The sequence below is a fragment of the Mycobacterium sp. Root135 genome (assembly GCF_001426545.1).
In the GTDB taxonomy this organism is placed as follows: Bacteria; Actinomycetota; Actinomycetes; order Mycobacteriales; family Mycobacteriaceae; genus Mycobacterium.
In genome coordinates this window covers 288,955-315,688 of record NZ_LMEZ01000001.1, presented here as the reverse complement: position 1 = coordinate 315,688, position 26,734 = coordinate 288,955, and the positions used below count along the sequence as shown (strand labels likewise).

The 26,734-nt window shown below is 68.5% G+C and carries 27 protein-coding genes; 9 read left to right on the top strand and 18 right to left on the bottom strand.

The window, feature by feature from the left end:
- Window positions 1-2: 2 nt before the first annotated feature.
- Window positions 3-980: a GlxA family transcriptional regulator gene (locus ASD37_RS01520; protein WP_056547039.1), complete on the bottom strand. Its 978-nt coding sequence runs from the start codon at window positions 978-980 to the stop codon at window positions 3-5.
- A 70-nt stretch (window positions 981-1,050) separates the two neighbouring features.
- Here ASD37_RS01520 and ASD37_RS01515 point away from each other — a divergent pair, with 70 nt between their 5' ends.
- Window positions 1,051-1,212 carry a hypothetical protein gene (locus ASD37_RS01515; protein WP_156720683.1) on the top strand — a complete coding sequence of 54 codons (162 nt, stop codon included), beginning with the start codon at window positions 1,051-1,053 and terminating at the stop codon, window positions 1,210-1,212.
- On the opposite strand, the gene ASD37_RS01510 is transcribed toward ASD37_RS01515, so the two are convergent.
- The 4 genes from ASD37_RS01510 to ddaH form a co-directional block, all read right to left on the bottom strand.
- On the bottom strand, window positions 1,191-2,213 hold the full coding sequence (locus ASD37_RS01510) for a 1-aminocyclopropane-1-carboxylate deaminase (RefSeq protein ID WP_056547031.1): 1,023 nt from the start codon (window positions 2,211-2,213) through the stop codon (window positions 1,191-1,193). The genes ASD37_RS01515 and ASD37_RS01510 overlap by 22 nt on opposite strands.
- Window positions 2,214-2,327: 114 nt before the next feature.
- Entirely contained in the window at window positions 2,328-3,347 is a 1,020-nt protein-coding gene (locus tag ASD37_RS01505; protein ID WP_056547029.1) for a DUF2993 domain-containing protein, read from the bottom strand.
- A 31-nt stretch (window positions 3,348-3,378) separates the two neighbouring features.
- Window positions 3,379-4,578, bottom strand: coding sequence for a metallophosphoesterase (locus ASD37_RS01500; RefSeq protein ID WP_056547027.1), 1,200 nt, complete (start codon window positions 4,576-4,578; stop codon window positions 3,379-3,381).
- Window positions 4,579-4,594: 16 nt separating this feature from the next.
- Window positions 4,595-5,359 carry a dimethylargininase gene (gene ddaH / locus ASD37_RS01495; protein ID WP_056547024.1) on the bottom strand — a complete coding sequence of 255 codons (765 nt, stop codon included), beginning with the start codon at window positions 5,357-5,359 and terminating at the stop codon, window positions 4,595-4,597.
- 204 nt (window positions 5,360-5,563) lie between these two features.
- On the opposite strand from ddaH, the gene ASD37_RS01490 reads away from it, so the two are divergent.
- The 5 genes from ASD37_RS01490 (at window position 5,564) to ASD37_RS01475 (ending at window position 10,243) form a co-directional block, all read left to right on the top strand.
- Window positions 5,564-5,881, top strand: coding sequence for a hypothetical protein (locus ASD37_RS01490; protein WP_056547021.1), 318 nt, complete (start codon window positions 5,564-5,566; stop codon window positions 5,879-5,881).
- A gap of 136 nt (window positions 5,882-6,017) precedes the next feature.
- Window positions 6,018-6,329 (top strand): hypothetical protein, encoded by a 312-nt coding sequence (locus ASD37_RS31910; RefSeq protein ID WP_200959731.1) that lies wholly within the window; start codon window positions 6,018-6,020, stop codon window positions 6,327-6,329.
- A 65-nt stretch (window positions 6,330-6,394) separates the two neighbouring features.
- Complete coding sequence (locus ASD37_RS01485) at window positions 6,395-7,846, top strand: LLM class flavin-dependent oxidoreductase (RefSeq protein ID WP_056549626.1); 1,452 nt, start codon at window positions 6,395-6,397, stop codon at window positions 7,844-7,846.
- A 10-nt stretch (window positions 7,847-7,856) separates the two neighbouring features.
- Window positions 7,857-9,026 (top strand): LLM class flavin-dependent oxidoreductase, encoded by a 1,170-nt coding sequence (locus tag ASD37_RS01480; protein ID WP_056547018.1) that lies wholly within the window; start codon window positions 7,857-7,859, stop codon window positions 9,024-9,026.
- Entirely contained in the window at window positions 9,023-10,243 is a 1,221-nt protein-coding gene (locus ASD37_RS01475) for an SfnB family sulfur acquisition oxidoreductase (RefSeq protein ID WP_056547014.1), read from the top strand. The genes ASD37_RS01480 and ASD37_RS01475 overlap by 4 nt, the downstream gene beginning before the upstream one ends.
- On the opposite strand, the gene ASD37_RS01470 is transcribed toward ASD37_RS01475, so the two are convergent.
- The 3 genes from ASD37_RS01470 to ripD all read right to left on the bottom strand — a co-directional run bounded on the left by ASD37_RS01470 (window position 10,240) and on the right by ripD (window position 13,865).
- A complete protein-coding gene (locus ASD37_RS01470) occupies window positions 10,240-12,072 on the bottom strand; it encodes a fatty acyl-AMP ligase (RefSeq protein WP_056547012.1) in 1,833 nt (610 codons plus the stop codon). The genes ASD37_RS01475 and ASD37_RS01470 overlap by 4 nt on opposite strands.
- 116 nt (window positions 12,073-12,188) lie before the next feature.
- Entirely contained in the window at window positions 12,189-13,205 is a 1,017-nt protein-coding gene (locus ASD37_RS01465; protein ID WP_056547007.1) for an NADP-dependent oxidoreductase, read from the bottom strand.
- A gap of 54 nt (window positions 13,206-13,259) precedes the next feature.
- Window positions 13,260-13,865 carry an NlpC/P60 family peptidoglycan-binding protein RipD gene (ripD, locus tag ASD37_RS01460; RefSeq protein ID WP_056549624.1) on the bottom strand — a complete coding sequence of 202 codons (606 nt, stop codon included), beginning with the start codon at window positions 13,863-13,865 and terminating at the stop codon, window positions 13,260-13,262.
- Window positions 13,866-14,011: 146 nt separating this feature from the next.
- On the opposite strand from ripD, the gene tenA reads away from it, so the two are divergent.
- Complete coding sequence (gene tenA, locus ASD37_RS01455; RefSeq protein WP_056547004.1) at window positions 14,012-14,686, top strand: thiaminase II; 675 nt, start codon at window positions 14,012-14,014, stop codon at window positions 14,684-14,686.
- An 86-nt stretch (window positions 14,687-14,772) separates the two neighbouring features.
- On the opposite strand, the gene tpx is transcribed toward tenA, so the two are convergent.
- The 6 genes from tpx to ASD37_RS01425 all read right to left on the bottom strand — a co-directional run bounded on the left by tpx (window position 14,773) and on the right by ASD37_RS01425 (window position 20,880).
- A complete protein-coding gene (tpx, locus tag ASD37_RS01450) occupies window positions 14,773-15,270 on the bottom strand; it encodes a thiol peroxidase (RefSeq protein ID WP_056547001.1) in 498 nt (165 codons plus the stop codon).
- Window positions 15,271-15,337: 67 nt separating this feature from the next.
- Window positions 15,338-16,354: an NAD(P)/FAD-dependent oxidoreductase gene (locus ASD37_RS01445; protein ID WP_056546998.1), complete on the bottom strand. Its 1,017-nt coding sequence runs from the start codon at window positions 16,352-16,354 to the stop codon at window positions 15,338-15,340.
- Window positions 16,351-16,860: an isoprenylcysteine carboxyl methyltransferase family protein gene (locus tag ASD37_RS01440; protein WP_056546995.1), complete on the bottom strand. Its 510-nt coding sequence runs from the start codon at window positions 16,858-16,860 to the stop codon at window positions 16,351-16,353. Before ASD37_RS01440 ends, ASD37_RS01445 begins: the two co-directional genes overlap by 4 nt.
- A 4-nt stretch (window positions 16,861-16,864) precedes the next feature.
- Window positions 16,865-17,947: a type III polyketide synthase gene (locus tag ASD37_RS01435; RefSeq protein ID WP_255354783.1), complete on the bottom strand. Its 1,083-nt coding sequence runs from the start codon at window positions 17,945-17,947 to the stop codon at window positions 16,865-16,867.
- Window positions 17,940-20,249, bottom strand: coding sequence for an MMPL family transporter (locus ASD37_RS01430; protein WP_235567941.1), 2,310 nt, complete (start codon window positions 20,247-20,249; stop codon window positions 17,940-17,942). Before ASD37_RS01430 ends, ASD37_RS01435 begins: the two co-directional genes overlap by 8 nt.
- A gap of 172 nt (window positions 20,250-20,421) precedes the next feature.
- The gene (locus ASD37_RS01425) at window positions 20,422-20,880 is read right to left on the bottom strand and encodes a hypothetical protein (RefSeq protein WP_235568010.1); all 459 of its coding nucleotides are present in this window, start codon (window positions 20,878-20,880) and stop codon (window positions 20,422-20,424) included.
- Between the two features lie 79 nt (window positions 20,881-20,959).
- Here ASD37_RS01425 and ASD37_RS01420 point away from each other — a divergent pair, with 79 nt between their 5' ends.
- Entirely contained in the window at window positions 20,960-21,400 is a 441-nt protein-coding gene (locus tag ASD37_RS01420) for an SRPBCC family protein (protein ID WP_056546984.1), read from the top strand.
- Here the strand turns inward: ASD37_RS01420 and ASD37_RS01415 are convergent.
- Together ASD37_RS01415 and ASD37_RS01410 are read right to left on the bottom strand one after the other, a co-directional pair.
- Window positions 21,397-22,803: an amino acid permease gene (locus ASD37_RS01415; RefSeq protein WP_056546982.1), complete on the bottom strand. Its 1,407-nt coding sequence runs from the start codon at window positions 22,801-22,803 to the stop codon at window positions 21,397-21,399. The genes ASD37_RS01420 and ASD37_RS01415 overlap by 4 nt on opposite strands.
- Before the next feature lie 123 nt (window positions 22,804-22,926).
- Window positions 22,927-24,114, bottom strand: coding sequence for a hypothetical protein (locus ASD37_RS01410; RefSeq protein WP_056546979.1), 1,188 nt, complete (start codon window positions 24,112-24,114; stop codon window positions 22,927-22,929).
- Between the two features lie 208 nt (window positions 24,115-24,322).
- Here ASD37_RS01410 and ASD37_RS01405 point away from each other — a divergent pair, with 208 nt between their 5' ends.
- On the top strand, window positions 24,323-24,967 hold the full coding sequence (locus ASD37_RS01405) for a cutinase family protein (protein ID WP_056549622.1): 645 nt from the start codon (window positions 24,323-24,325) through the stop codon (window positions 24,965-24,967).
- Here the strand turns inward: ASD37_RS01405 and ASD37_RS01400 are convergent, their stop codons facing one another.
- Window positions 24,968-25,912: an enolase C-terminal domain-like protein gene (locus ASD37_RS01400; protein WP_370072083.1), complete on the bottom strand. Its 945-nt coding sequence runs from the start codon at window positions 25,910-25,912 to the stop codon at window positions 24,968-24,970. It abuts the gene before it with no gap.
- 29 nt (window positions 25,913-25,941) lie between these two features.
- A complete protein-coding gene (locus ASD37_RS01395) occupies window positions 25,942-26,727 on the bottom strand; it encodes a GNAT family N-acetyltransferase (RefSeq protein ID WP_056546976.1) in 786 nt (261 codons plus the stop codon).
- Between the last annotated feature and the right edge of the window lie 7 nt (window positions 26,728-26,734).

The following is a 26,734-nucleotide window of genomic DNA, read 5'->3' as shown; positions in this document are numbered from 1 at the left end:
CGTCAGGCACCGAGCACCCGTCCGGTGAAGCAACTGCGATATTCACTCGGCGTCGTCCGCAGCGCACGGACGAAGTGGTGGCGGAACGTGACGGGCGAGTCGAACCCGACCCGCGCCGCGATCTGTTCGATCGACAGGTCCGAGGACTCGAGCAGCGCCAGACTCGCCTGGATGCGCTGGGTGATCAGCCATTTGATGGGCGTGGTTCCCGTCGCCTTGGCGAAGCGCCGCAGATAGCTGCGCCGCGACAGCGACGACCGCGCCGCCAGCTCGTCGAGTGTGATCGGCGAGTCCAAATTGGCCAGGGCCCAAGCCATTCCGCCGGCGATCTGGCCGTCGGTGCTCGGTTCGGGTACCGGCGACTCGATGTATTGCGCCTGGCCGCCGGCCCGGTGTGGCGCGATCACCAGTCGTCGCGCCACGTCGTTGGCGACGTGGGCACCGTGGTCTGAGCGCACGATGTGGAGGCACAGGTCGAGGCCCGCCGCGCATCCCGCACTGGTGAGGACGTTGCCGCCGTCGACGTAGAGCGGGGTCGGGTCGACGTCGACGTCGGGAAATCGTTCCTGCATGAGGTCGACGTAGATCCAGTGGGTGGTGGCCGTCCGGCCGTCGAGCACGCCGGCCTCGGCGAGCGCGAAAGCACCGGAGCAGATGGACACCAGTCGCGAATTACCTTGGTGGGCAGTGCGAATCGCGTCGACCAGCGCCGGCGAGGCGGGCTTGGTGGTGTCTCCGACGCTGGGGATGACGACCGTATCGGCGGCCGCCAGGTCGGCAAGACCGTACGACGTGCGCACCGTGGCGCCACCCAACATGCGGACCTCCGGCTGCTCGGAGCACAGCTTGACCGAGTACCAGGGCGTGGGGATGCCCGCACAGAACGCCGCGGACAGGTCGTGCATCCCGAAGATCTCCGCCGCCAGGCCCGACTCGAAACCCGACATGCCGTCGTACGCGAGGATGGCCACCGAATGCATGTCACTATCTTAACGGATAACGGCCTTAGTGCCACTGTGCAAGGCCCAGCGCGCAGGCGATGGTGGAAACATGTTCTACAAGAGAGTTTCTCGCACCCAGAAGATCCGCCGTACCCGCACCTTCCGGCTGCTGTCCGAGATGGCGGCCGGCATCCACGCCGCCAACGGGCTCGCCCACGGCGTGCAACCGTCGGCGCACTCCCCCGCCCGCTACTCGAACAAGCCCGAGTAGGCGTTGAGCGCGGGCTGCCCGCCCAGGTGCGCGTAGAGAACGTTGGACTCCTTCGGAATCCTGCCGTCGCGCACCATGTCGACGAGACCCGCCATCGACTTCCCCTCGTAGACGGGGTCGATGATCATGCCCTCGAGACTGCCGGAGAGCCTGATGGCGTCCATCGTCGACTGCACGGGAATGCCGTAGAGGTCGCCGGCCCAGCCCTCGAGGACGGTGATCTCGTCGTCGCGCAGATTGCGTCCGAGACCGATGAGATCGGCGGTGTGGCGGGCGATTCGGGCGACCTGAGCCCGGGTCTTCTCCAGCGTCGCGGAGGCGTCGATTCCAAGGACGGTGCGCGGCCGGTCCTGACCGGCGAAGCCTGCAATCATTCCGGCGTGGGTCGACCCCGTCACCGTGCAGACGACGATCGTGTCGAAGAAGACGCCGAGTTCGGCTTCCTGGCGCTGCACCTCGTAGGCCCAGTTGGCGAAGCCGAGGCCGCCCAGCGGATGCTCCGACGCGCCCGCGGGGATCGGGTACGGCTTGCCGCCGGCCTCCGTGACCGCGCGCAAGGCGTCCTCCCAGGATGAGCGGATGCCGATGTCGAACCCCGACGGGTCCAGTCGCACGTCGGCCCCCATGATGCGGGACAGCAGGATGTTGCCGACGGTCTCGTCCAACCGCGTGGCGTTCCACACATCCGGCCAGTCGACCCACTTCTCCTGCACCAGGCGGGCTTTGAGACCCAACTTCGCGGCCACGGCGGCGACCTGGCGGGTGTGGTTGCTCTGGTAGCCGCCGATGGATACCAACGTGTCGGCGCCAGAGGCGAGTACGTCGGGAACGATGTACTCGAGCTTGCGAGTCTTGTTGCCGCCATAGGCCAATCCCGAGTTGCAGTCCTCCCGCTTGGCCCAGATTCGCGCGCCGCCGAGGTGGGCGGTCAGCCGGTCGAGCGGGTGGATCGGGCTCGGCCCGAACGTGAGCGGATACCTCTCGAAGTCCTCGATGGACATTCCTGCTCCTCTGACTCGTCGCGGGGTTGCGAAACGCAATATATCGCACAACCCTCGACGCGAGTCACCCGCGCGCCGCCCTTGGGCCTCACCACGACGGGACTGGCGTTGCCGTCACAACCTCGCGAAGCAGGGATCGGCGTCGTCCTGCGGAATCGACGCGTTGCGGGTCGAGAACTTCCCGACGACTCCGGTCGGGGTCACCTCGACACTGTCGGCGTGAATCCCGAGCGGGTATTGGGCGTTCAGCTTCGCGGTCAGCCCGTCGAGTGCGGTCTGCACGGTGTCCCTGCCCAGCGGACCCGTCACGTCGACGACCTGCAAGGCGAGATCACCGTCGTTCACCACGGGCTTGGCCGTCACGGTGATGTCGCCCGCCTCGAGGTTGAGCGTCCCCGCCGACGGATCGGTGGTCACCCCGGTGACGAGGCTGCCGACGCCGGGGAGGTTCGCGGCCACCGTGTCCTTGATGCCCGCCGCCGTCCACGTCAACGTGGCCTCCAGCGATCCGATGGTCCCCTTGGAATCCAACGTGCCGAGCAGTCGGACGTCGGACACCGAGACGTCGGCCTTCATACCCTTGGCGTCCTGCACGTTGTCGCCGTCGGTGACCACCGAGATGTTGGTGTAGTGCCCGGTGACGTGCTGCCACAGGAACGGCGGATTGACGCCGAACGACACGCTGGCGCCGTCCCTGACGACGCACTCGGCGACCTCGACCAGGAGCGCGTCGACGCGATGCCGCGCATAGAGCTCGCCACCGGCGAGCCCGCCGACGAGGACCGCGACGACGATGATCGCGAGCAACGCCAGCGACAGCGGATCACGCAGCCACGAGAGCCGGGGCTTCTTGGGCGCCGGAGGTGGGGTGTCCTGCGAACCGAGGTGCGGCGGCTCCAGCGGCCGCGGCGCGACCCGAATCCGCTCCGTCGGCACGGCGTCGGCGGGCGGCGCAGGGGGCGGCGGACGAAGCCGTTCGGTGGGCGCCGCGTCGGCGGGGCGTTGCGGCGCTCGGAAGCGTTGGGTCGGCGGCTCGGGTCGCGGGGGGCCGGGATTGCGGCGCGGCGGCACGTCCCGGCGGGCGGGTTCACCGCGCTCGCCCGGTCGCCGGGGACCCTGCGGCGGTGTCGTCACGCCTACGATTCTGCCCTAGCCGCCCGCGGGGTCAGCCCTGTTGCTCCAGCGAGATCACGCTGATGTCCGGTGGCGCGCCGACTCGCACCGGCGGACCCCAGAACCCGGCTCCCCTGGACACGTACAGCTGGGTGTCGCCGACGGCGGACAACCCCGCCAGCGACGGCTGCACCGCGCGGACCGCGTAGTGGAACGGCCACATCTGGCCACCGTGGGTGTGCCCGGACAGTTGCAGGTCCACGCCGTGTTGGGCGGCCGTGGACACCTGCACCGGTTGGTGAGCCAGGAGAACCGTCGGCCGCGACGAATCCCGCCCGTTCAGCGCCTTGCCGAAGTCGGGCGGATCCGACCGCTCCGCGCCCGCGATGTCGTTGACTCCGGCGAGGTCGAACGCCGCGCCGCCGCGCCGAATCACCGTGTTCTCGTTGCGGAGCGGCCGCACGCCGAGCCGCTCGAGCTCGGTCAGCCACGAAGCCGTGTCGTCGACGAAGTACTCGTGGTTTCCGGTGACGAAGAACGTGCCCTCGCGAGAGTGCAAGTCGCGCAACGGTTCCGCCGCTGGACCCAGCTCGGCCACCGTGCCGTCCACCAGGTCGCCGACGATCGCCACCAGGTCTGGGGAAGTTTCGTTTATCATCCGGACGATGCGTTCGGTGTGCGCCCGCCCCGCGAGCGGCCCCAGGTGGATGTCGGACACCACGGCGATCCGAAAGCCGCTCAGCCCCGGATCGAGTCGGCGCAACCGCACCGGAACGTGCAAGACGTTCGGCGGCCCCAGCGCCGTCGTCGCACCGACTCCGACCACGCCGACCGAGACGGCGCCCGCCGCCACCGCACTGGCCCTGGCCAGGAACAGTCGCCGATTCACCGCGTCCGGTTCCGCCGTTGTCTCAGAAGCCGTGGTCTCAGGGGCCGTGGTCTCAGCTGCCGGCTCGGGCGCTGCCGGTCGCCGCCGGATCCGTCGTCGCAGCGCCCAGCGGACCGGCTCCAGCACGAGCAACACCATGAACAGGTACGCGACGAGGGCGAACCAGAGGTAGCCCGGCCAGGCGATCTCCGGGGGAACCACACCACGGAGGCCCAACGTCGCCATCAGCAGGACGGCCATCGCCACGACGAGTCCCGACAAAATCCAGCGGGCCCGGCCGGGACGGGTGGTGTCCTTCACCAACCGTGCCCAGACGAAGAAGTGCATCGACGCGAGAACCGCGCCGAGGATGACGAGGAACATCAGGCGAACGTCACGATCAGCGGACCCGCACGCTCAGGCAGGTCACGCAGCCCTCCAACTTCTCGTACTCCGAGACGTCCACGCGTTCCAGCCGATAGCCGCGGTCGGTGAACAACGCGGCCGTCTCCGGCGCAGCGGAGCTCATCAACAGCAGGTCGTCGTCGAGGACGACCACGTGCGCGCCGGGTTCCTCGGGAACGGCTAGGAACGACTCGAAGACGTCGGGGTCGTCCACGACGGGCTCGTAGCCGATGATCGTGCCGTCGGGTAGCGCGGTGACCGCACTCTTCAGATGCAACGCCTTGGTCAGCGGCACCGCGGTCACGGTGTAGCCCCTCGGAGCCAGGATGCGCGCCAACTGGTCGATCGCCGAGGCACTGGTGGTGCCGCTGAGACCGACGTACACCTGGGAACCCACCTTGAGGACGTCACCGCCGTCGAGGGTTCCCTCGGTGATCGAGGTCGACTCGAGGCCCAGGTCGTCGAGGGTGCGCCGCACCGCCGTCGTCTCGGGATTGCGCGTCGGCTGACGTGGATTGGTCACCACCGCAAGGTCTCCGAACATCACCACGACGTCCTCGACGAAGACGCAGTCGGGCATGGCGTCGTCGCCGTCGATCACCACGGTCGGCCATCCGCTGCGGTGAAGTGCCGCCACGTAACCGTCCCATTGGCGCTTGGCCAGCTCGAGGTCGACGGGATGACGCTCGATGAAGGTGACGATGCCGTCGGCCAGGGTCTCCGCTGGTCGACGGACGAGTGCGAAGGGGCGCTCAGGCATCCCGACATCGTAGGTGAGGCCGCCCGCCCGCCCGGAGGTGACAATCAGCTGCGGATCGTCACCAAACGATGACGAACGTCAACAAGAGATGACGCCCTCCAGCGCATTACCGACCCGAACCCGCATCCACCTCACCCACACGGGCCCCGCACGGGAAGCGGTCAGGCTAAGCTAACGCGAGTCGGGCTAACCGTTTGGAGCAAAATGATCAACGTCAGACGCGGAATCTTTGTCTTCGGCTGTGCCGCCGCGTTCGTTGCCGCGCCCCTGGTTGCCGCCTCCCCGGCAGTGGCCAAGGACTGCCCGTTCGGCACCGTGCCAACCCGGTTCGAGGGAGTCTGCTCCCCGGGCCAGGCAGGTGGATTCGGCGCTCCGGGCGTCGTCGTCCCGCCGCAGGCGTCCGCCACCGGCCCTGTCGTCGACCCCAACTTCAACGGGTACGGATCGGTGCAGGGCATCCCGTGCACCCCCGAGAACTACGGCAAGTGCATCGCTCTTCAGAAGAGCCTCGGCGGCGGATAGTCGCCCGGCCGTCGGCGCCGCAAAGCGGATGCTGACGGAGCTCACAGCTGGTACTGAACATGGCTAACTACCATGACGGGTGTGTTGCTAGGCGGAACATTCCGCCCAGCGCCGAACCCGGAAGGACCGAATGTCGATGAAGTCCACGAAGATCGTCGCCGGAATTGCCATGGCCGGCGGACTCGCCGCCGCCGCCCTGGGCGTCAGCAGTGGGGTGGCCAGTGCCGCTCCCGGCCCCGGCGGGGTACCCATCCCCGCCCACTGGGGCCCGCCTCCCCCACCCGCACCCTGGGGTCCGCCACCACCGCCTGCCTGGGGTCCAGGTCCCGTCGGCTGGGGTCCGCCGCCACCTCCGCCCTACTACCAGGGTGGAGGACCCATCCCCGGAGGCTGGAACGGCGGTTGGGAACCCAACGGCGGCATCTGCATCGGCCCGTTCTGCGTGTAGCCACCTTCGAATCGCCCTGACGCAAAGCAGTGACGTCGCGGGATCCGGTCGCCAAACTCGAGCCAGTGACCCGACCGATCCGTTTCAACGCGTTCGACATGAACTGCGTCGCCCATCAGTCGCCCGGCCTCTGGAGGCACCCACAGGACAGGTCCTCCGAGTACAAGGACCTGTCCTACTGGGCCGACCTCGCCCGACTCCTCGAGCGAGGTCGGTTCGACGGGCTGTTCATCGCCGACGTCCTCGGCACCTATGACGTCTACGGCGCCAGCGACGAGGCCGCGATCCGCCAAGCCGCCCAGGTTCCGGTCAACGACCCACTGCTGCTGGTGTCCGCGATGGCGTTGGTCACCGAGCACCTCGGCTTCGGCATCACGACCGGAACGGGGTTCGAGCACCCGTACCCGTTCGCCAGGCGCGTGTCGACGCTCGACCACCTCACCAAGGGCCGGGTCGGCTGGAATGTCGTCACCGGATACCTGCCATCGGCTGCCCGCAACATGGGGCAGACCGACCAACCGGCCCACGACGCCCGCTACGACCACGCCGACGAGTACCTCGAGGTCCTCTACAAGCTGTGGGAAGGGTCCTGGGAGGACGACGCCGTCATCCGCGACCGTGAACGCGGCGTCTTCACCGATCCCGACAAGGTGCACCACATCGGCCATGCCGGAACGCATTTCACCGTGCCGGGAATCCACCTCTCCGAACCGTCACCGCAGCGGACACCCGTCATGTTTCAGGCCGGAGCCTCACCGCGCGGCGTTCGGTTCGCCGCCGAGAACGCCGAGGCCATCTTCACCGCGGCCCCGACGAAGGCGATCCTTCGCGAGACCGTGACGACGATTCGCCGGGAGCTGGAACTGGCAGGCCGAGATCCCTACGCGGCGAAGATCTACAACCTGTCCACGGTCATCACCGCCGAGACCGACGAGGAAGCCCGGGCCAAGCACGCCGAGTACCTCTCCTACGGCGACCCCGAGGGCGCCCTGGTGTTCATGTCCGGCTGGATGGGCGTCGACCTGGCCAGCTACGGACTCGACGAACCGATCGGCAACGTCGACTCCAACGCCATCCTGTCGGCGGTCAAGGCCTTCCAGTCGGCTGACCCGGACGGCGGCGAATGGGCGGTCCGAGACATTGCAAACTGGGGCAAGATCGGCGGCATCGGCCCGCTGATCGTCGGCTCGGGTGAACGCGTCGCCGACGTGTTGCAGGAGTGGGTCGCCGAAACCGACGTCGACGGCTTCAACCTGGCCTACGCCATCACGCCGGGAACGTTCGCCGACTTCGTCGACCACGTGGTGCCGGTGTTGACCGCGCGCGGGGCCTACCAATCGGAGTACGCGCCTGGCACGTTGCGCAACAAGCTGTTTGGCCGCGGCGACCGCCTCCCCGACGAACATCGCGGATCCCGGTACCGGGTGGGCGGGCCGTCGTCGACGATAATCGAACGACCGTCCACCAAGCCCTCATCATCGTCGTCGACGGCCTCGCAGCCGACGGCCAGCCGCTAGGAGTCTCGCCATGCCCGTCAAGCTTCACTGGTTCCTTCCCACCTACGGCGACAGCCGACTGATCGTCGGCGGCGGTCACGGCACGCCCGCCGGATCGGCCCACAGCGACCGCGACGCCTCGATCGACTACCTCGGCTCGATCGTCCGCGCCGCCGAGTCGTTCGGGTTCACCGGCGCGCTCATCCCCACCGGCGCGTGGTGTGAGGACGCCTTCATCACCGCCGCGCTGCTGGCCAGGGAGACCACGTCGTTGGCGTTCCTGGTCGCGTTCCGTCCCGGCCTCGTCAGCCCCACCCTCTCGGCTCAGATGGCGGCCACGTTCGCCAGGCACGCCCCCGGTCGACTGTTGCTCAACGTCGTCGTCGGCGGCGAAGCCCACGAACAACGGTCGTTCGGGGACTTCCTCGACAAGGACGCGCGCTACGAGCGGTGCGACGAGTTCCTCGACGTGGTGCGCCGGCTGTGGGCGGGCGAGACCGTGACGCTGGACGGCAAGCACATCCAGGTGGAGGACGCCGCGCTGGCGCTACCGCCGAACCCGGTGCCGCCGTTGTACTTTGGCGGTAGCTCGAAGGCCGCGGGGCCGGTGGCCGCCAAGCATGCCGACGTCTACCTGACCTGGGGCGAGCCGCCCGAAGCGGTGCGGGAGAAGATCGAGTGGATCCGCAAGGAGGCCGCCGACGAGGGTCGCACGGTGCGCTTCGGCATTCGGTTGCACACCATTTCGCGCGACACCGCCGACGAGGCGTGGGCGCAGGCAGGCAAGTTCGTCGACGCGCTCGACGAAGAGACGGTGCGCAAGGCCCAAGCTGGGCTGAGCCGCAGCCAGTCCGAAGGCCAGAAGCGCATGCTCGCCCTTCACGAAGCCGGCCGCGCCAACGGGTCCTGGAACGACGCCCGCAGCCTGGAGATCGCACCCAACCTGTGGGCGGGCGTCGGCTTGGTCCGCGGCGGGGCGGGCACCGCTCTGGTGGGCAGTCACGTCGAGGTCGCCGACCGGATCGCCGAATACGCCGAGATCGGCATCGACGAGTTCATCTTCTCCGGCTATCCCCACCTCGAGGAGCTGTACTGGTTCGGCGAGGGCGTCGTCCCGGTGCTGCGTGAGCGTGGGCTGTTCGACGCCGGGCGGATCGACTCGACTCCCACCTCGGTTCCCTTCCTGGGCACCTCGCGGTGAGTGCACCAGCCGCGACGGAGGGCGTCACCACCGCCGCCGACGCGGTGGCGCTGGCGCATCGCCTCTCGGTCGAGTTCGGCGCCGAGGCCAGTGTTCGCGACTCCGAACGCTCCCTACCGCACGACCAGGTGCGGGCGCTGAAGGAGTCCGGGCTGCTGGCCTTGACGGTGCCCGCCGAATTCGGCGGGGTCGACGCCCCCTTCGAGGCCGTGGCCGAGGTGTTTCGGTCGTTCGCTCATGCGGACCCGTCGCTGGCTCAAATTCCGCACTCGCACTTCACCTTTCTCGAAGCCGTGCGGCTGAAGGGGACGCCGTCGCAACGGGCCTTCTTCTACGGCGTCGTCCGTGGCGGCGGGCTGCTCGCCAACGCCCAATCCGAACGCGGCCCGCACCCGATCGACGTCGACGCCACCACGCTCACCAAGACCAAGTCCGGTGACTACGTGCTCGCCGGTCGCAAGTTCTACTCCACGGGAGCACTCTTCGCCGACTGGGTGATCGTCAGGGCGTCGGTCGCGGACGGCTCCGGCGACGCTCCGACGTCGAGCACGCCCAAGGCATTGGCCTTCGTGCCCCGTGATGCGCAGGGATTGCAGATCGTCGACGACTGGGACGGCATGGGCCAACGGACCACCGCGTCGGGCACCGTCACCCTCGACGACGTACGGGTCCCCGAGGAGCACGTCGTCCCCTTCTCCCCCATCTTCGCCGGGCCGACCACCTACGGCGCCCAGGCGCAGCTGCTGCACGCCGCCATCGACGTCGGGATCGCCACGGGCGCACTCGAAGAAGGCGTCCGGAATGCCGCGAAGGGCCGCCCGCACTTCGAGGCTCGGGTCGACTCGACCGGCGACGACCCCACCGTCGTCGCGCTCGCCGGGGAGTTGGTGGTCACGGTGCGTGGCGCTCAGGCGTTGCTCGCCGAGGCGGCCCGTCAGGTCGACGTCGCCAGGGCGAACCCGACCGCGGACACGACGGCGGCCGCGTCGATCGCCGTCGCGGTGGCGAAGGTCGCCGCGGTGCGCGCGTCACTGGAGGCGTCGTCTGCCCTGTTCGAGCTGGGTGGCACCCGCAGCGCCTCGGCGAGCGGCAATCTGTCGCGCTACTGGCGCGACGCCCGCACCCACACCCTGCACGATCCGGTGCGGTGGAAGATTCAGCACATCGGCCGCCATGCCCTTTCGGGCACCCGGCCGCCGCGGCACGGCCAGATCTAGCCCCAGGCGCCGTCGAGGTACTGCGCCCGACACGCCCGTCGGGCCAACTTTCCACTTGTGGTACGCGGAATGGCCCCGGCGGGAAGCACTTTCACGTCGTAGACCGCCAGATCGTGGCGGCGCAGCACCTCCGTCCCGATGGCGTCGACCGCCTCCTGGGGATCGGCACGGTTGGTGCCCACCGCGCGTTCGGCGACGACGACGAGACGCTCGCCGTCGTCTGCGGGGACGGTGAACGCCGCGACATAGCCGCGCCTGACGATCGGCGACGCGTCGGCCACGGTGGCTTCGACGTGCTGCGGGTACACCGTGCGCGCGTCGACCAGCACCCGGTCGGCGATCCGACCGGTGACGTACAGCTCGCCGTAGAGGTAGAAGCCGAGGTCGCCGGTGCGCAGCCAGTCCGCCGTCGCGGGCACGCCGGCAGTGTGGCTGCCCGCCTCGAGCGAGGACGCCAACCGGGCGTGGAACGTGCGCGCACTCTCCTCCGGTAGATCCCAGTAGCCGCGGCCGATGTTGTTGCCGTGCAACCACATTTCGCCGATTCGGCCGTCGGGGAGTTCGCAGGCGGTGTCGGGGTCGACCACCGCCGCCCACAGACTGCGCGCCACCTGACCCGACGACACCTGCGCCGCCGCGGACGGGGCGTCGGCGGCGACTGGCACCGCGCGACCGGCTTCGAGTTCGTCGCGGTCGACGTAGAGCACCGAGGCCTCGGCCGTCGGAGCCGTCGTCGAAATGAAGAGCGTCGCCTCGGCGATGCCGTAGGACGGCTTGATCGCCGTCGCAGGCAACCCGAACGACGCGAACGCCTCGTTGAACACGGCGATGGCGTCCATGCTGACAGGCTCGGAGCCGATGATCATCACGACGTTGGCCAGGTCGACGTCGTCGCCGGGCGCCGGCCGTCCTCGCAGCGCCGTCCACTCGTAGGCGAAGTTGGGTGCGGCGGTCACCACCCGACCTTCGCGCGACACGTCGGACAACGCGTTGATCCACCGTTGCGGCCTTCGGACGAACGCGGTGGGCGACATCAGAGTCGAGTGGCCGCCGTAGACCGCAGGGAAGCCGATCATGGAGAGCCCCATGTCGTGGTAGAGCGGTAACCAGCTGACGCCGTGGGTGTTTCGGTTCAGCAGGTCGATCGACAGGATCATCTGGATCAAGTTGGTGCCGACCGCGCGGTGGGTGATCTCCACCCCGACGGGTGGACGCGTCGAACCGGACGTGTACTGCAGGTGCGACACGTCGTCCACGTCGACCTCTACCTGATCGAATCCGTCACCCTCGGCGTCCAGAATGTCCTCGAGCACAAGCACATTGGGCCGCAACGAGGCCGGGAGGTGGTCGAGGAACGACTCGACGGACTGCAGCGCCGCCACCGTGGTCAGCACGACCGACGGGCGCGAGTCACGCAACGCCGTGTCGAGACGTTCGGCGTGGCCGGGCAACTCGGGCGCAAACAGAGGCACCGCGACGTTGCCCGCCTTGATCGACGCGAAGAAACCGACCACGTAGTCGAGCCCCTGGGGCGCAAGGATCGCCACCCTGTCTCCTCGGGCCGCGACGCTCTGCAGCCGAGCGGCGACGGCCCGCAGCCGAACGCCGAGACCGGCCCAGGTCAGCTCGACGGCCCGGCCCGCATCCGAGCCGGTGAAGTCCAGATACCGGTAGGCGACGGACTCCCCGACGTGGGCGACGTTGCGGTCGATCAACGACGGCAGCGTCACCCCGGGTGGGAGCTCGACGGCCCCGTCGGCGGTGAGGCAGTCCTCGATGCGCAGCAGGCCGTCCGGGGCGATGTACTCCTGTCGAGAACCACGTGCCATACCGTCAATCGTAGGCCGCTCGGTCGACCGCAAAGCCGTTGTCTCACCGTCGAAGACGTGAGTATCGCCACGCTGGCGGCCGGCGTCGGCGACCCAGCCGGGCGTGACCCCGCCTCCTACGGCGGCGAGATGCACACCAGCATCTTGCCGATGTTCGCACCGGTGAACAGCCCGTTGAGGGCGTCGACGCACGACTCGATCCCGTCGTACACGGTCTCGCGGTGCACCAGCAGGCCCTGCTGCTCCCACCCCCGCAGCGCGGCGAAGGCCTCGTCGAACCGGCCCCATTCGTCGAGCGCGTTGAACCCCTGCATGGTCGCCGTCTTGGCCAGGATGTTGACGTAGTTGGCCGGTCCCGGGTGCTCACCGGTCAGGTAACTGGAGATGACGCCGCACAGCACCACCCTGGCCTTGGGCGCCAGGCGGCCAAGGACGGCGTCGAGGATCGGACCGCCGACGTTGTCGAAGTAGACGTTCACCCCGCGAGGGCACTTCTCCCTTAGCGCTGCGGGCACGTTGCCCGCGCGGTAGTCGATGCAGTCGTCGAAGCCGAAGTCCTCGACGACCGCGCGACACTTCTCCGGCCCGCCGGCGATGCCGACGACGCGGGCACCGGCGATCTTGGCAATCTGGCCTGCCACCGATCCGGTCGCGCCCGCGGCAGCCGAGACCACCACCGTCTCCCCCGGCGCCGGGCGTCCGATGTCGTTCATCCCGAAGTACGCGGTGGCGCCCGTCGGCCCGTAGATCGACATCACCGCAAGCTGGTCGACCTCGTCCATGCCCGTCACCGGCGTACAGAAGACGTCGTCACGCACGATGGCGTACTCCTGGAACCCGGACAGCGTCGTCACCACGTCGCCGACTGAGTAGGCGTCACAACGTGACTCGACCACCTCGCCGATCCCGGCGGCCCTGATGACCTCGCCCAGTTGAACCGGCGGCAGGTAGCCGGGCTGGTCGTTGAGCCACGTCCGGGCGGCTGCGTCGATGCCGACGTAGGTCATCCGGACGAGCGCCTCGCCGTCGACGGGCCGGGGTGCCGTAGTCACCACCAGTTCGGTGTCGTCCGGGTCGACGAGACCCCGGGGCCGGCGACGCAACACGATCTGGCGGTTCGTCAGGTCGGACACCAGACGAAACTAGCCGAAGGTCAGCCCCCGCGGACCGCGTTCCGCCGTGACGAGTCAGGCGATGATGCGACCGACGTACGGGGTCATGTTGGCGGTGCGCACCGGGGAGACCTTGATGCCGGAGTCGGTGGCCTCCAGCATCTGGCCGTTGCCGACGAACAACGCCACGCTCTGCGTCCCGTCGGGACCGAAGAAGACCAGGTCGCCGGGCAGCGCCAGGCTCGGCGCGACCTTCTGCGCAACCTTGTACTGCTCACCCGACGAGCGGGGCAGCTTGATGCCCGCGCCGGCGAAGGCGTAGACGATGATGCCCGAGGCGTCGAAACCGACGACGCTGGGAGCAGGAGCAGGAGCCGGTGCCGCACCGAGGACGGTTGAACCCGGAACCGTGCCGAAGACGCTGCCCGGATCGGTGCCGGGGATGTTGGCGCGCTGCTCCGTGGCGAGCGCGTCGGTCGTGGGACCCCTTCCGAGGGTGGGACCGTTGGCGTCGCCGCCGCCGTAGGCGAACGGAACCCCGACCTGTGAGACGGCACGCTTGATCACGAAGTCGACGGCCTGCTGGTTGCGCGCAGGCCGCTGATAGGGGTCGGCCGACGCGAGTCCCGGCGTCGCCACCAAAATGGCAAGGCTGATCACGAAGGCGAAAATGCGTCTCATCGGAGGTTCCATCTCTCTACAAACGTCGGGGCGACAATTCACTTCTACTACCCCACAACGTCGGCAACCCAATTGCCGACTGCCCCAACGCCAATGAGCCGCCATACTGTGACCCAACGGTGACGACCCGGGTAAGTTCGGCACCCATGAGCACGCACATCGAGACTTGGTCGAAACGACTGTGGCGGGAGATCGAGCCGACGTTCGCGGCGATCCTGTCCCACCCGTTCATCACCGGACTGACCGACGGAACCCTGGACACCGACGTGTTCGCGCACTACCTCGCGCAAGACGTGCACTACCTACGCGACTACGCCCGCGCATTGGCCGTCGTCGGCGCCAAGGCACCCACTCTGACCGACACCGCGATGTTCGCCCGACATGCCGCCGACGTGCTCGACGTCGAACTCGGCTTGCACGGAACCCTGCTACCCGCGCTCGGATTGCCCGCCTCGGCGATCGACGAGGAGGTCATGCCCACCACGCGGGCGTACACCAGCTATCTGTTGGCCACCGCGTACGGAGGAGGTTTCGCCGAGGGCCTGGCCGCGATCCTGCCGTGCTACTGGATCTACGAACGCGTCGGCGCCGCCCTGCTCGAGCGCGGCTCCCCCGATTCCCGCTATCAGAGCTGGATCGACAGCTACGGCGGCGAGGAGTTCGCCGCCGCCGTCGCACAGGTGCTGGCGCTGACCGACGAGGTCGGGCGGGCGCTCAACCCGGCGGAGGAGGCCGTCGCCAGGGCGCACTTCGCGGCGACGGCACGCTACGAGTGGATGTTCTTCGACGCCGCCCACCGCCGCGAGCAGTGGCCCATCTAGGGCCTAGTCCCCGCCGAGAGTGAACTCGTTGGCGTCATTTCCGTCGAACATGACCAACGAGTTCACGCTCGGCGAGCGTGGGTTAGTCAGCTCAGCGCTGCGAGCGCCGCGTCGTAGTTCGGCTCCTGCCCGACCTCGGGCACCAGCTCGGAGTACACGACGTTGCCGTCGGCACCGACCACCACGACGGCCCGGCCGAGCAGCCCGGCGAAGGCGCCGTCGGCCATGGTGATGCCGAAGTCCGTACCGAAACTGCTGTCCCGGAAACCCGAGGCCGTGGTGACGTTCTCGATGCCCTCGGCGCCGCAGAAGCGCTTCTGCGCGAACGGCAGGTCGTTGGACACGCACAGCACCGCGACACCGGTCGCGGCGGCCCGCTCGTTGAACGTCCGCACGCTCATGGCGCACACGGGGGTGTCGACCGACGGGAAGATGTTGAGCAGCAACGGCTTTCCGCTGAACTGGTCATTCGTGACGGCACCCATGTCGGTGCCGGTCAGGGTGAATCCGGGCGCGGGCGATCCGACCGCGGGAAGCTCGCCGACCGTGTTGATGGGATTTCCGCCTAGCGTTATCTGTGCCATGGGAACAGTCTGCCAAGCCCAGCGCCGACTCGTGGGGTCGGGTAGGCGCTTGGCGGCGTCACGCTGGTCAGTACGCAAGCTGGTTGACCGCCATGGCAAAGACCCGCGGCAGGGCCGTCGCCGCGGGCACGATGCGGGCCCGCACCGTCGGCACGCCGCCGGCCCGCACCAGCCCCGCCGTCAACAACCGGTAGCGCCGGGTCACCCGTCGCCACTGCCGGTCGTAGTCGGCGGGCCTGTCCGCAACCACGCAGTTCACCAATTGCCGTGCGGCGCCGAACGCGAGCCCCATGCCCTCGCCCGTCAGCGCGTCGACGTAGCCGGCCGCGTCGCCGACCAACATCACCCGGCCCGCCGTCCGACTGCGGGCCGACTGCCGTAGCGGACCAGCCGCCCGATCCGGCCCGTGGGCGTGCCCGTCGACCCGCTCCCGCAGCAGGGGAAACTCGTCGAAGTGGCTGTCGAATCCGCCGCGGGTGGAACTGAGGATCGCGATGCCGACACAGTCGTCGGCGACCGGCGTCACGTAGGCCTCCGCGCCACGCGCCCAGTGCACCTCGACGGAGTCCGTCCACGGCGCGATCTGGACGTGCCGCCGAATCCCCCACCGACGCGGCCCAGGACTGGCCTTCTCGAGGCCGAGCGAGCGCCGAACGGGCGAGTGCAACCCGTCCGCAGCCGCCAGGTATCTGGCCCTGAGATCTCCAACGCGGACCGACGAGTCGTCCTGCGTCACCGGCCCGACGTCCTGGTGGACGAACCGGACCCCGGCGTCGTCGGCCGCGTCCCGCAGGGCGGCGTGAAGTACCGTCCTGCGCACGCCGAGACCGGTGCCCGCCCGGAAGGTCGCGTCGACGCGACGGCCACCACCCAGATAGCTGATCCCATGCAGCGCCCGGCCTTTCGGGTCGACCCCGAGATGGGCCAGGTGCGCGAGGGTGTGCGGCATCATGCCCTCGCCGCAGGCCTTGTCGAGGTCGCCCGTTCGCCGCTCCACCACGACGACCTCGAGCCCGGCCTGTGCCGCGTACAGCGCGGTGGCCAGACCCGCGGGTCCGCCGCCGCCCACCAAGAGGTCGATCACGACAGGCTCGCGAGCGCGGCGTTCTCCACCTTGATCCGCGTCCGCAGCAGCGCCGCGTTGAGCACGGTGAAGACCACCGCGGTGATCCAGGAACTGTGCACCAGCGGCAGCGCGACACCCTCGGTCACCACGGCGACGTAGTTCGGGTGCGGGATGAGGCGGTATGGGCCGCCGGTGACGCGGTCGGCCCCCGGGATGACGACCACCCTGGTGTTCCACTGCGATCCGAGGGTGGTGATGCACCACCACCGCAGCACCTGGGCCGCGACCACGACGGCCAGCATGGGCCAGCCGAGGGCGGGGATGAACGGTCGATGCAGGACGAGCGGCTCGACGAGGCAGCCCACCAGAAGGCCGACGTGCAGGACGACCATCGTGGGATAGTGCGCGGCCCCGAATTCGGTGCCGCCGTTGGCCTTACTCCAGGCCAAGTTTCGCTTGGAGACGACGAGTTCGGCGATCCGCTCGACGCCGACGACGACGATCAGCAGCACGTACCAGGTCATCGGGTCACCTCCACCGCAGCAGGACGAGCTCCGAGCAGAAACCCGGACCCATGGCCATCATCAGACCTGACGTTCCCGGCTCGGGACGCTTGGCGATGGTGTCGCGCAGCACGTGCAGCACCGACGCCGAGGACAGGTTGCCCACCTCCGCCAGCGAACGCCATGTCAGCTCGAGCGCGTCGTCGGACAGGCCGAGGGTGGCGGTGATGGCCTCGATGACCTTGGGACCGCCGGGGTGACTCACCCAGGTACCGACGTCCTCGATCGTCTTGTCATGTGTGGCAAGGAATTCGGTGACGTCGTCACCGAGGTAGCGTTCGACCACCTGGGGAACGTCAGGCGAGAGCACCAAGCGGAAACCGGTCGAGTCGACGTCCCAGCCCATGGTGCGTTCCGAATCGGGGTACAGGTGACTCCGCGAGTCGAGCACCTCCGGCCCCGAGGCGACCATGCCCTTGGCGCGGCGGTCGCCCACGGCGACCACGGCGGCCGCCCCGTCGCCGAACAAGCTGCTGCCCACGACGGTCGCCATCGACGGGTTTCGCTTGGGCACCAGCGAGCACAGTTCCACGGCGACCAGCACGGCGACGTCGTCGGGCGCACCCCGCAGGTAGTCGTGCAAGCGTGCCACGCCGGCCGCGCCCGCGACGCAGCCGAGCCCGAACATCGGCACTCGCCGCACGTCTGGCCGCAGGCCGATCCGGGCGGCGATGCGGGCGTCGAGCGTCGGCACTGCGAGGCCGGTGACGGTCGTCGAGTAGATGACGTCGACGTCCGCCGGCTCGAGGCCGGCGTCGTCGAGTGCGCCCAACACCGCTGCGCAGCCGAGCTCGACGGCGTGTTCGATGAAGATGTCGTTGGCCGTGCCGAAGTCGTCGAGCGTGGCGTACTCCTCCAGCGAGAGCACCATGTGCCTGCTGTCGACCTTCGCGCTCCGATGCAGCTTCCGAATGGGCTCGGCGTACTCCGCATAGCCGGGAATGGCCAGCAGCGCCTCAGTCACCTCGGCCTGGGTATAGCGGTTCGTTGGGAGTTCTCCCCGTACGGCGGCGATCACAGTCATGGCGCCCTCCTTCTTCCTAGACACGACACCCGGGACCGAATGGTTCACGGGTCAGATGAACGGAGCTGGCGACGGTGGTCGCTCCGACGTGATGTTGGTGGTGTGGCGTCGGGGCATCGGGGCGGGCACCGTGACCGTCGTCGAGGCCGAAGCGGTCGTGGAGCCGCGTGAGCCACCGTGGTGACCACCAGTTCCACTCGCCCATCATGCGCATGAACGCCGGCACGAGAACCATCCGCACCAGCGTGGCGTCGGTGAGGATGGCGAGGGTGAGGCCCAGCCCGAACATCCGCATGAACGACACCTCGGCGGCGATGAGCGCCGCGAACGAAATCGACATCACCACCGCTGCGGCGGTCACGACTCGACCGGTACGGGAGATGCCGAGCGCCACGCTCTCGTCGCTCCTGGCCCGCGCGTCACCCGCGTCGCCAGCCCCGCCGGATTCCAGCCAGAACTCGCGAATGCGCGAGACGAGGAACACCTCGTAGTCCATCGACAACCCAAAGGCGATGCAGAACAACAACACCGGGATGTTGGCGACAAGCGTCCCGGTCGTCGTCGTTCCGAGCCCGCCGAGGTGGCCATCCTGGAAGATCCAGACCATTGCGCCGAAGGCCGCCGTCAGAGACAACGCGTTGAGCAGCAACGCCTTCACAGGGATCGCCACGCTGCCGGTGAGCAAGAACAGCACCACGAACATGATCGCCGCGATCAACCCGAGCACGAGGGGCAGCCGCGAGGTGATGGCGTGGACGCTGTCGGCGTTGGTCTGCGCGGTGCCGGTCAGCAGAACCCCTCGGCCACTGGGACCCGGCACCTCGTGCAGGCGGTCCAGCTGAGCCTGCGAACCGTCGGAGAACAGCGGTGCGGCGCTGTACACCGTCAGGAAGGCGCTCCCGTCGGCCTGGGTCGGCGGGGACACGTGCGTGACGTCAGTCACGCGGGCCAGGTCGGCGGCGTAGCGGGCGAAGTCCGCAGCAACGAGGTCCTTCGCGTCGGGCACGACGACGGTGACCGCAGTGGCCGAGTCGTCGACGAAGGCCTCGCGAAGGTGGTTGCCGACCTGATGTGCCGACGCCGACGCCGGTAGCACCCTGTCGTCGGGGAAGCCCCACTCGACCCCGAGGAACGGCGCGCCGAGCAACAGCATCACCCCGACGACGGCGACGCCGATCGGTACGGCATGGCGCATGACGCCCTTGGTCCACCGGTAGAGGAATGGTTGGCCGACGGAGCGGTGCGCCGCGGTGGACCGACGAAACGGCCCACGAATCTTCCACGCGTTCAAGCGGTCTCCGAGCAACACGATGACCGCAGGGGTGACCAAGAGTGCGGCCGCCGCGGCGAAGGCGACCGTCGCGACTCCCGCATAGGCGAACGACTTGAGGAAGTGCATCGGAAACAGCGCCATCATGGCCATCGACAACGCCACGATGGTCGCCGAGAACAGCACGGTGCGGCCGGCGGTCCCCATGGTCTTCACCAGGGCTTCGTCACGCGGGACACCGTCGGCGATCTCGTCGCGGTAACGGCTGAGGATCAACAGCGTGTAGTCGATGGCGAGGGCCAAACCCATTGCGGCACTGAGGTTCAGGGCGAATATCGAAACATCGGTGAAGAAGGTGACGCCGCGAAGTACGGCCAGAGCACCGAGAATCGCCATTCCGCCGACGGCGATCGGGATCAACGCCGCCAGAACGCCGCCGAACACCCAGATCAAGACGACGAAGCTCAGCGGTATCGCCAGCGACTCCATCACCATCAGGTCGTGTTGGGACTGCTCGGTGATCTGTACGTTGAGCATCGCCGTTCCGCCGGACCGGACGGTCACGCCGTCGCGGTCGTGGGCGAGCAAGTCGGACAGGTTCCTGGCGGTCTCCTGGGCCTTGACGTCGTCACCCGACACGCCGGCAAAGATCAGACCGGAGCGGCCGTCGTCGCCGATCAGTCCGGTGGCCGCCGACGCCGGGACGGTCCACGCCGACGTGACGGTCGCGACGTCGGGCGAGCGCTCCAGTTCGCCGACGATGCCGAGGCCGATGGCACGGGCGGTGTCGCTGCCGTATCCGTTCGGGTCGGAGACGACGAAGATCAGCTGGGGGCCGCCCTGGTCGAATTCGTCGGCCAGGAGGGCCGTGGCCCGCGCAGATTCCGACGTGGGATCCTCGAAACCGCAGGCGCACAACGTCTTGGCGACTGGAACGCCGAAGATTCCGGCCGCGACGGTGACCAACGCTGCAATCGCGACGAAGCGTCGGGGCGCGGCGATCGCCGCCCTGGCGATGTCGCTCAGAAACGAATGCCCCGAGGTCGCTTGCGTCACGGCCGACTCCTCACGATGCACATGTCAACAGTTGATGACTTGTGACCGTAGGGGACGTCCAGGGCTATGTCAACAGGTGGTGACTTAGCGGTCCATCAGGGGTACGAATGCCCAAGACCCCCGAGGCGATCGTCGATCACCTCGGGGGTCTTGGGCTCAAAATCGGGTGTTGCTACCCGGCGTTGGCACAGAAGTTCGGAACGCAGAAGCTCGCACCTCCGGGACCGGCGTTGGCACTTCCGCCAGGAACGTACGCACTGGCTCCGCCAGGACTGGTCGCGGCGCCCGCGCCTGGCACGGTGGCCTCGGTACCGCCGGGACCCGCCTGCGCTCCCGCGCCGGGGACGACTGCGCCTACGCCATCGGGGCCGGCCTGCGCGCCTGCGCCAGGCACGGTCACGCCAGCGCCGTCAGGACCTGCGGTGGCCCCGGTACCCGGCGCCACGGCCGATGCGCCGTCTGGACCGGCGGTCGCGCCAGTCCCCGGCGCGCCTGCGGCGGCACCATCGGGACCGGCAACGGCGCACGCGGGGGTGCCCTCGACGCCACACGGCGGCGGTGGGTTCGCTCCCGCGAGCGGTGCAAGGGCAATCGCCGTCGCTCCGGCGCCGGCGAAGAGGATCTGTGTCATGAGGTGTTTTCTCATGGCGGGTGAGTACCACCTGCCAATCTGCTCGAAACATCATTGTTGCGTCGGATACGTTGCCCCCATGGCCGTTACCGAATCACGCGAAATCACCATCGAGGCGACGCCCCGCGAAATCCTCGACGTGCTGTTCGACCTGGAATCGCTGCCCGAATGGTCCCCAGCTCACCAGGAGATCGAAGTCCTCGAACGCGATGCGGAGGGACGCCCGAGCCGATCTCGGCAGGTGGTCAAGATCGTCGGGGTCAGCGACGAGCAGGAACTCGCCCACGTCGTCCATCCGGACGGGGTCGGCTGGACGTTGATCAGCGCCCAGCAGCAACGAGCGCAGGAAGCGCGCTACACCCTGACATCCGCGGGCGATTCCACCCACGTGAGGTTCGACATCACGGTCGACCCGATCGTGCCGCTGCCGTCGTTCCTGATCAAGCGCGGCGCGAAGGGCCTACTGGAGACCGCAACCACCGGTCTGCGAGACCGGGTGCTGCAGGTCAAGAAGGGCTAGAGCGTCGAGTCCGTCAGGCTGTGGCCGCGACGCCGGTGGACGACGACGCCTGCCCCGATGATGAAGACCGCGGAGATCAAGGACAGGAAGATGGCCGACTGCTGATCGGGATCGAACGCCATCAGCACCAGAACCACGACGATGGCCACCATGACCACGATCGTCAGGTACGGGAACAGCCACATCTTGACCGGTGCCTCCTCGCCTTTGGCGCGCATGGTGCGCCCGAGGACGAACTGACTGGCCGCGATCGCGAGATAGACGAACAGGGCGATGGCACCACTGGTCGCCAGCAGGTAGGCGAAGATCTTCTCCGGCAACAGGTAGTTGCCGACCACCGCCAGGAAGCCCACCACCATCGACGCCAGCACGGCGACCCACGGCACGCCGTTGCCGGTCAGCTTCCGCACGACCCTCGGCGCATCCCTGCGGTCACCCAGGGAGAAGAGCATCCGAGATGCGGTGTAGAGCGCGGAGTTCAGGCACGACGCGACTGCGGTCAGGATGACGAGGTCCATGATGATCTTCGACCCCGGGATGCCGATCGCCTCGAGCGTGGTCTGGTACGAGCCGTTGTCGAGCTTGTCGTACGGGATCAGGGCGACGATCACGAAGATGGATCCGATGTAGAACAACGAGATTCGCCAGATCACCGAGTTCACGGCCTTGCTGATGCCGGTGGTCGGGTCGGGCGACTCGGCGGCGGCGATGGTGACGATCTCGGTTCCCATGAACGAGAACATGGTCACCAACATGCCTGCGATGACCGCGCCAAAGCCGTTGGGCATGAACCCGTCTGGTTGCGTCAGCGCGCTGATCCCGCTGACCTCGGAGTCAGGAATGAGCCCGAAGATCGCCGCGACGCCGATGCCGATGAAGGCGATGATGGCGACGACCTTGATGAGGGCGAACCAGAATTCGAATTCACCGTAATTGCCGACGCTGATGAGGTTGGTGACGGTGAGCAACAACGTGACGGCGAGCGCCCACACCCACTGGGGAGCGCCGACGAGCTCAGACAGGATCGCGGCCGCTGCGGTGGCCTCGACGGGAATGACCAGCACCCAGAACCACCAGTACAGCCAGCCGACGGAGAACCCCGCCCAGCCACCCAGCGCCCGGTCCGAGTAGACGGAGAAGGAACCGGTGTCGGGGTTGGCCGTCGCCATCTCCCCCAACATCCGCATCACCAGGACGACGAGCGTGCCCGCCATGAAGTAGGAGATCAGAACCGCGGGACCGGCCTCCTTGATGGCGTTGGCCGATCCCACGAACAGGCCGGCGCCGATGACGCCGGCGATCGAGATCATGGTGATGTGGCGCGGTTTGAGGCTGGTGCCGAGGCCGCCGTCCGGGGAATCCGGCTGCGACGTCTGGCCTTCGGTGGACACATGGTCGGTCATCTGAGCGCCACCCTTCGTAGGTGCCTGTGATCGCGCTCACAGGCGACGGGCTGATTGCCCACGGCACGTTAGTCCAAAACCCGTCGACCCGCCATGCCTGGAGCACGATGACGCGTCGACGCCCTACGGCTGGTGAGCCGGACGGTAGGCGACCATCTCGCGGGACAGAATCCGGCGGACGCCGGGCTCACGACTGCAGGTGACCGCGAATACGGTGAGCAGCACCCAACTGGCCAACGCACTGAGCAGCACGAGCAAGAAGGCCGCCCACTCGCCACCGGACAGCTCGGTCGCCGCGGTCTGGCGCGACCACAACCGCCAGAAGATCATCAGGTTCACGCTGAGGCCGACGCCGTAGGAGAGCGCGAACGAGAACAGGTACGGCTTCCACGTGCTGTCGTGCAAACGCGCCGAAATCGGTTCGTGGCGAAGCGGATACAACACCGACAGCACGTTGCCGACACCGAGCCAGATGAACACCATGGTGACCAGCTGGTCGACGAGGGCTACCGGGTTGCCTTCGCTGGCCACGGTGAGGAAGACGACGACGGGAAGGGCGGCGACGGTGATCAGCAAGGCCATCGCCAGGTTCTTCGCCACCAGGATCTGCCAGAGCCGGGCACCGTGCGACATCGCGTCGCGAACCCGTTGCGCCTCGAAACACAGCGCGTTGGTGCACACGACGCTGCCGACGACCGCGGAGAACAGGTAGAGGCTCAATCGGCTCACGTCGTCGTACCTCGACATGCCGCTGAAGTGGAAGACGCTCACCAGGGCCAGGCTGATGCCAAGGGTGATCAGCAGCCGCATCAGGACGGCGCGCGGCTTGTCGGCGACGAGGTGCCTCACTTCGGCGACGACGCGCTTGCCGAGCCCGGAGAGCGGCGCGCCGCGTAGGACGGCGATTCGGTTCTCCCCCGAGCCGGCGCCTGCGGCGTCCGCGCCACGTGCGCGGCAGACGGCGACGACGGCCTCGGCGACGGCGATCCTCGCCAGCGCCACCGCCAAGACCGCGTCCGCGCTGGCGTGCCGGGGCGGCACCACCACGCCGCGCGTGCGCGCCACGCCCCTTGCGTAGTCGTCGGCGCGCTCACGCCACGGGGCGGACGCGGCGGACACGGCGATGTCGCCGCTGATGGTGGCCTGCACCGAGGACAGCTCGGCGTTGGCATCGGCGAGCACGGCGGCGAGCGCCCCGTCGTCCCAATTCGCAGCACCGGCGGCGGCGTCGACGCGTCGAATCGCGTCGGCGAGGAAGCGCAGTTCGTCCACCGCCGCGATGTCGGGAGCGGAATGGGCTTCCGGGGTCATGGCGCCAACTGAACCACTCGACGTCGAGCCTGTATACGACGACATTCGCGGCGAACCGGCTGGGAACTCTCGACCGCGGTATTCTGTTGTCAGAGTGACGGGAGTGAAAATTGGGTATGAGGCCAGGGATGTCTTCGACTCAACCCTGACAGGTCAAGGAGCGGCCGTGCACGTGCAAGGGACGACCTCGCTGCTGACGCGCGCGGCCATGACGGTCGCCGCGGCCGTCGCGCTGTCCACCGTCACGCTGACCAACCCGCCGTCCGCCGCTGCCGCCGACTGCGCGGACATCGAGGTGGTGTTCGCCCGGGGCACCGACGAACCCCCGGGCATCGGCGTCGTCGGCCAAGCCCTTGTCGATTCGCTCAAACCGCTGGTCAAGGGCAAGTCGATCCGCTCCTACGCCGTGAAGTACCCCGCCTCCTACGATTTCCTCGGGGTGGCCGACGGCGCCAACGACGCCAGCGCCCGCGTGCAGTCGACCGCCAAGAACTGTCCCAAGACCAAGATCGTCCTCGGCGGATACTCGCAAGGTGCGGCCGTCATGGACGTCGTCACCACGTCCCCCATCACCGGCCTCGGCTTCAGGGCCCCGTTGCCGGCGGCGATGACCGATCACGTCAGTGCGGTCGCCGTCTTTGGCAACCCGTCGGCGCGCCTCGGTCAGCCGCTGACCACGCTGAGCGCTCTCTACGGACCCAAGACCGCGGACATGTGCAACACCAACGACCCGATCTGCTCCCTGGGCAAGGACTTCACCTCACACGTTCGCTACCCACAGTCCGGACTGGTGAAGAAGGCCGCCCAATGGATCGCCGACAACCACTTGAACGCCAAGGCGAAGTCGACGTAGTCAGGCGGTGGCCCGAGCCGACCGCAGCCGCCTGCGCCACACGTCGACCCGTTCGGGGTCGGTCACGGCGAACCGCCTGACGAGGTCCGGCACCGGAGCGGCGGGCGTCGGCGCGACGGGCAGATGCCCGTCGACCGGACGCAGTGACCGACCCGGCGCGACCAGGTCGCCGTCCAGCAAGGTCACGGTGCCGAGCGCGCATGCGTACGGCAGCTCCGGAAGTGCACCCGCCAACGCCAGACCCGAGGTCAGCCCGATGCTCGTCTCTCCGGAGGACGACACGACGCACGGCATTTCCAACCGCTCCGCGACGCGCAGCGCACGTCGCACACCGCCAAGCGGCCCACTGCGCAGGATGACGACGTCGACCGCCTCGGCGAACGACGCCCCGGCCGCGATCGGCACGTCGACCCTGCCGCGGACGGCGGCCAACTCGGCGGTGGTGCGGCAGGGGTCGCCGACGAACTCCACCCCTGCGGCCGCCTCCGTGAGAATCCCGATGGCCCGCACGGCCTGCTCGACGGTCCACATTCCGTTGGCGTTCAACCGGATTCGCCCCCGAGGCCCCAGTTCGTCACGGACCGCCACCACCCGCTCGACGTCGTCGGCGAGGGAGCCGGGCATCGCGGCGACGCCGACCTCCGCGGTGAGACAGCCCGAGGCCGCGACGGTGCGGCGGGCCGAGGCGGCGTCGACCGCGGCCACGACCTCGGCGATCGGGATTCGGCCTCGCCGTGGATCGGGCCATCCGACGGTGCCCCCTTCGACCGCGGCGGTGAGCCATCGAACGTTCTCCGCGTCGTCGCAGGCGGGCGCTGGGCTGAATTCGCCCCACCCCTGCGGGCCCTCGATCAACATCCCTTCGCGTACGCCGGACCCGTCGGCCATGGGGATGCCGAAGATCGGCGCCGCGTCGAAGTCGATCATCGCCTTCATCGAGGGCATGCCTTCATCGAAGACAAGCTAACCGACCGTCACCGGTGCGGCGCACGGTACGTCTGCACGATCGGCTCGACGAGTTCGAATCCGGCCCGGCGATACACGCGTCCCGCCGGGTTGGTGGCCTCGGTGACGATGACCCACTGCGCGCAGTCGCGCGACGCCGCCCACGCCGCGGCCACCCCGATGAGGTGCGATGCGATGCCCCTGCCGCGATGCTCGGGTGCCGTGCCGACGTTCTGATAGCGCGCCGTCCCGCCGCAGTCGACGATCCCCAGCTCGGCGACCAGTCGACCGCCGACGAAGGCGCCGACGAAGAACGCGGCGCCCCGGTCGACGAGTGCGCGCTGGGACTCGATGCGTGCCCTCGCGAAGCGTTCGTGCGCCGCCACGTCGTACTGCGCCGTCTCCTCGTTGACGGCCATCTCCCGCGTGACGAGTTGCTCCCAGTCCTCCCCGACGAGCCCACGGACGACGTACCCGACGGGCGGTGTGGTCTGCCGCGGCGGATGCGTCGTGGCCAGAACGTCGTCCAACTCCAGCGCCAGCCCATGGCGTTCCCACGCAGTCCGGTAAAGGGGCATCCGCGCGAGCCCGATCGCGGTCCAGTCGGCGTCGGAAAAGGACTCGCGGAACACGTCGACCCACCTGTCGGCGTCGTCGACCGCGCCGGGATCGGTGACGAATATGCAGTTGCCCCAATGAAAGTCGGGATTGCTCGGCGAGCGGACGACTAGGTGGTCGGCGTGCTCCTCGACGGCGGAACCCGCGAGCTCGAGCACCGCCAGGTCGGTCGCCCAACCCAACGACTGGGTGCGCATCCCCGGG